We start from the raw sequence: 2880 nt of genomic DNA, 5'->3' as shown, positions 1-2880 counted from the left end.
GGCTCGCCCGCGTGCTTCCCCAACGCTTGTTTGACTAGGTGCCGACACTGCTCAACGAAGTCGAAGAGATCGACTTCCATGGACAGAATCGATTTCCTCGGCTCCGTCCTTTTACCCCGTGATACTAGTCGATTAGATCGCTATTCAACACAGCAGTCAGGACAGAATTGAAGCTACATTCAGTGGGCGCTGCCGGCGTACGGGGTACATTGCGGGGGAGTGGGTCCGAGTAAATGTATCGACACCATTCGTCTTTAGTTAAGGAATCGCAAGACGGCAGCACGATTACTTCGCTGCGCAAGTAGCGACTGCGATCTATTATGATAACATTTTGACTCGAATTAGAATAAGCCGATAAGCTTACCGTGAACTCGGTGTACGTATTTTTGAAAGCGTCTAAGATCATGAGCAGAACCAAAATGGGCGTCTCCGTACGAACTGAACTCGTCGAAGAGCTCGATACACTCGTCGATGAGTGCTCAGATCTCGGAGCAAGCCGCTCCGAGATCGTTGAATCAATCCTCACAGCATATTTGCAGAATGATGAAGAGAGAATAGAAAAGACCCCAGAACTAGTTATCCAGAATAGGAAACAATCTAACTCGTAGAGAAGTCCGTACACTCAGTGTACGAGCTTCTTAGAGCGTTATCCGAAATCACAGATTGACTCTATTAATATCGACACCAACTTAGGCGAATAGAAGCCTGCTCTCTACCATCTGATCCCCTCGCTGTACCGCAGTTTCTCTCTTAACTAAAGACGAATGGTATCGACACCATCCTGAATAACACATGTACTTGTGTTATGTAGTTATCCACGGCCCGACAAATCCCGCGTGTAGTACTGGAGTGAGTTTAATATAATGAAACTCTGGCTCTGTCTCGGAGCCGAAAGTATTCTTTACCCGCTTAAGACCCCGAATCAGTCCACCCGGAGTAGGTCGTGTTGATTTCGACGACGGTGACCGTATTCTGGATCTTGTTCGGTATCTCCCCGCGAAACCGGTTCTCAGGCATCCGGTCGATGGGCGCGGAGACGCTGAACATTCCCACCAGCGAGCCGTCACTGCGGGTGATAGGCGAAGCGACACAGCGGACGTCCTCATAGTACTCCCGGTCGTCGAATGCGATGCCGCTCGAGCGTATCCGGTCTAGTTCCGCCCGAAGGTCGGTCTCGCTGGTAATCGTATTGGCGGTGCGCGACCGAAGGTTCTTTTCGCCGATGTAGTCGTCGAGTTCCCGCTGCGGGACGCTCGCGAGAAACGCCTTCCCGGCCGCCGTACAGTACAGCTCCTCGGTGCTTCCGACGTGTGTATACGTCTCCTCAACGCGGTCGCCGGTTGTCTGGTATAACGTGATTCCGTACCCATCCCGTTCAACGATGAGACGGACCTTCTCACCCGTTTCGTCTCCGAGGTCGTCGGCGTCCGCCTTTCCGAGTTGAAATAGGTGCTCGCGCTCACGCGCGGTCCCACCGAACGTGAGGAAACGCAACCCCAATGTATATTTATTGTCGTCTCGCTCTAGATACCCCCGCTCGGCGAGGGTAGCGAGGTAGTGGTGTATGCTGCTCTTCGAGCGCCCAAGTTCCGTCGCCAGTTCGGTGACACCGACCGGTTCGAGTTCCCTGACCAGTTCCACGATGTCAAGTGCCTTCCCGACCGATCCGATCGTTTGTCCGTCTGTGTCTTCTGGTTCGAAAGTCATACCTGTGCGTTATTTGTCGAGGGATAAATATCCCCGGTGGTCAGGCCAAACGGGAACTCGCCTCGTAGACCCGGTCCAGCACGTGCTGAACTTGGAGGGCCTCGTCGATGTCGTTGACCTCAGGGCGCTCACCGCGTTCGACGACCGACAGGAACGCGTCCAACTCGTCCCGATACGGGTCGTTTGCGGGAACCGTGACCGTAGAATCGACGAAGTGGTCGACCGCCTTGGACCGCGTCTCGAACAGTTCGAGTTCGACGCCCGACTTGCCGTTCCGCGAGTCCTCGTATCGGTTCGGCATCGTGAGCCGCCCCCCAGCATCGGTACCCTGGAGTTCGTAAACGTGCCGCGACTCGGCGTTGGCAGCCCAGGCCACCTCCACGGACGCCGAGACGCCCCCGTCGAACCGGCAGAACGTCTCGACGGAATCTTCGACATCGTACACTCCGCCGTCGGCGTCTTCACCCCACATCTGCAGGTAGCTGTAATCGGTTCGGTCGCCGAACTCAGACCGGGTGATAGCGTCCACTTCCTCCAGTGTTGCCCACTCCACGAGCGGGAGCAGCAGCGAAAACAGGCTGGCCCCGATGTCTATCAGCGCACCCCCGCCGGCGATATCTGCCGAAGTGTACCAGCTCCCCCGTCCTGGCACGCCCCGACGACGGACATGGCTCGCGTTCACGTGGACGATGTCGCCGAAGTACCCTGTTTCGGCGTACTTCCTGAGAACTCGGAACCCGTTCACGAACCGGTTCGAGTACCCAGTCGTGCACAGGTTGTCCGTCTCGCGGGCGGCTGACGCGATACGCTCCGCGCTGTCCGCGTTGTGGGCCAACGGCTTCTCGATTAGCACGTCGAACCCTGCCCGCAGCGCGTCAACAGCGACCGCCTCATGGAACTTGTTGGGCGTCGAGACGATGACGGCGTCTAGGTCCTGCTCGTACAACTCGTCTGGGGCGTTGTACGTCGGACCGTCGAACCGCTGCTCGAACCTCTCACAGTACTCCGTATCTGCGCCGGCACTGGAGATGCGGTGGCCCATTGACTGAAGGATGTCGGCGTGGTTGGTCCCGTGTGGACCCAGGCCGACGAGCCCGACGTGCATCGGTTTGCTGGTCATACCCACAGATACATTCGCGTCTTGATTAACGTTTGCCTTGTTTTGCCGCCTAG

At 56.6% G+C, this 2880-nt stretch carries 3 protein-coding genes; 1 reads left to right on the top strand and 2 read right to left on the bottom strand.

Features of this window, described 5'->3' with window-relative positions; translation table 11 throughout:
• Positions 1-404 precede the first annotated feature (404 nt).
• Positions 405-608, top strand: a complete 204-nt coding sequence (locus tag Z052_RS19805) for a hypothetical protein (protein WP_158228691.1) — start codon at positions 405-407, stop codon at positions 606-608.
• 301 nt (positions 609-909) lie between these two features.
• Here Z052_RS19805 and Z052_RS13960 read toward each other — a convergent pair whose 3' ends face one another.
• Entirely contained in the window at positions 910-1707 is a 798-nt protein-coding gene (locus tag Z052_RS13960; protein WP_099289134.1) for an IclR family transcriptional regulator, read from the bottom strand.
• Positions 1708-1747: 40 nt separating this feature from the next.
• Entirely contained in the window at positions 1748-2827 is a 1080-nt protein-coding gene (locus Z052_RS13955; protein ID WP_099289133.1) for a Gfo/Idh/MocA family protein, read from the bottom strand.
• Positions 2828-2880 lie beyond the last annotated feature (53 nt).

This window comes from Halorubrum sp. C191 (assembly GCF_002727095.1).
In the GTDB taxonomy this organism is placed as follows: domain Archaea; phylum Halobacteriota; class Halobacteria; order Halobacteriales; family Haloferacaceae; genus Halorubrum; species Halorubrum ezzemoulense.
The sequence above is the reverse complement of the archived record's forward strand: the minus strand, read 5'-3'. Positions and strand labels throughout refer to the sequence as shown.

Excerpts from the sequence above, each read along its gene's own strand:
- Z052_RS13960 (WP_099289134.1), bottom strand. The coding sequence starts at position 1,707 with ATGACTTTCGAACCAGAAGACACAGACGGACAAACGATCGGATCGGTC.
- Z052_RS13955 (WP_099289133.1), bottom strand. The coding sequence starts at position 2,827 with ATGACCAGCAAACCGATGCACGTCGGGCTCGTCGGCCTGGGTCCACAC.
- Z052_RS19805 (WP_158228691.1), top strand. The coding sequence starts at position 405 with ATGAGCAGAACCAAAATGGGCGTCTCCGTACGAACTGAACTCGTCGAA.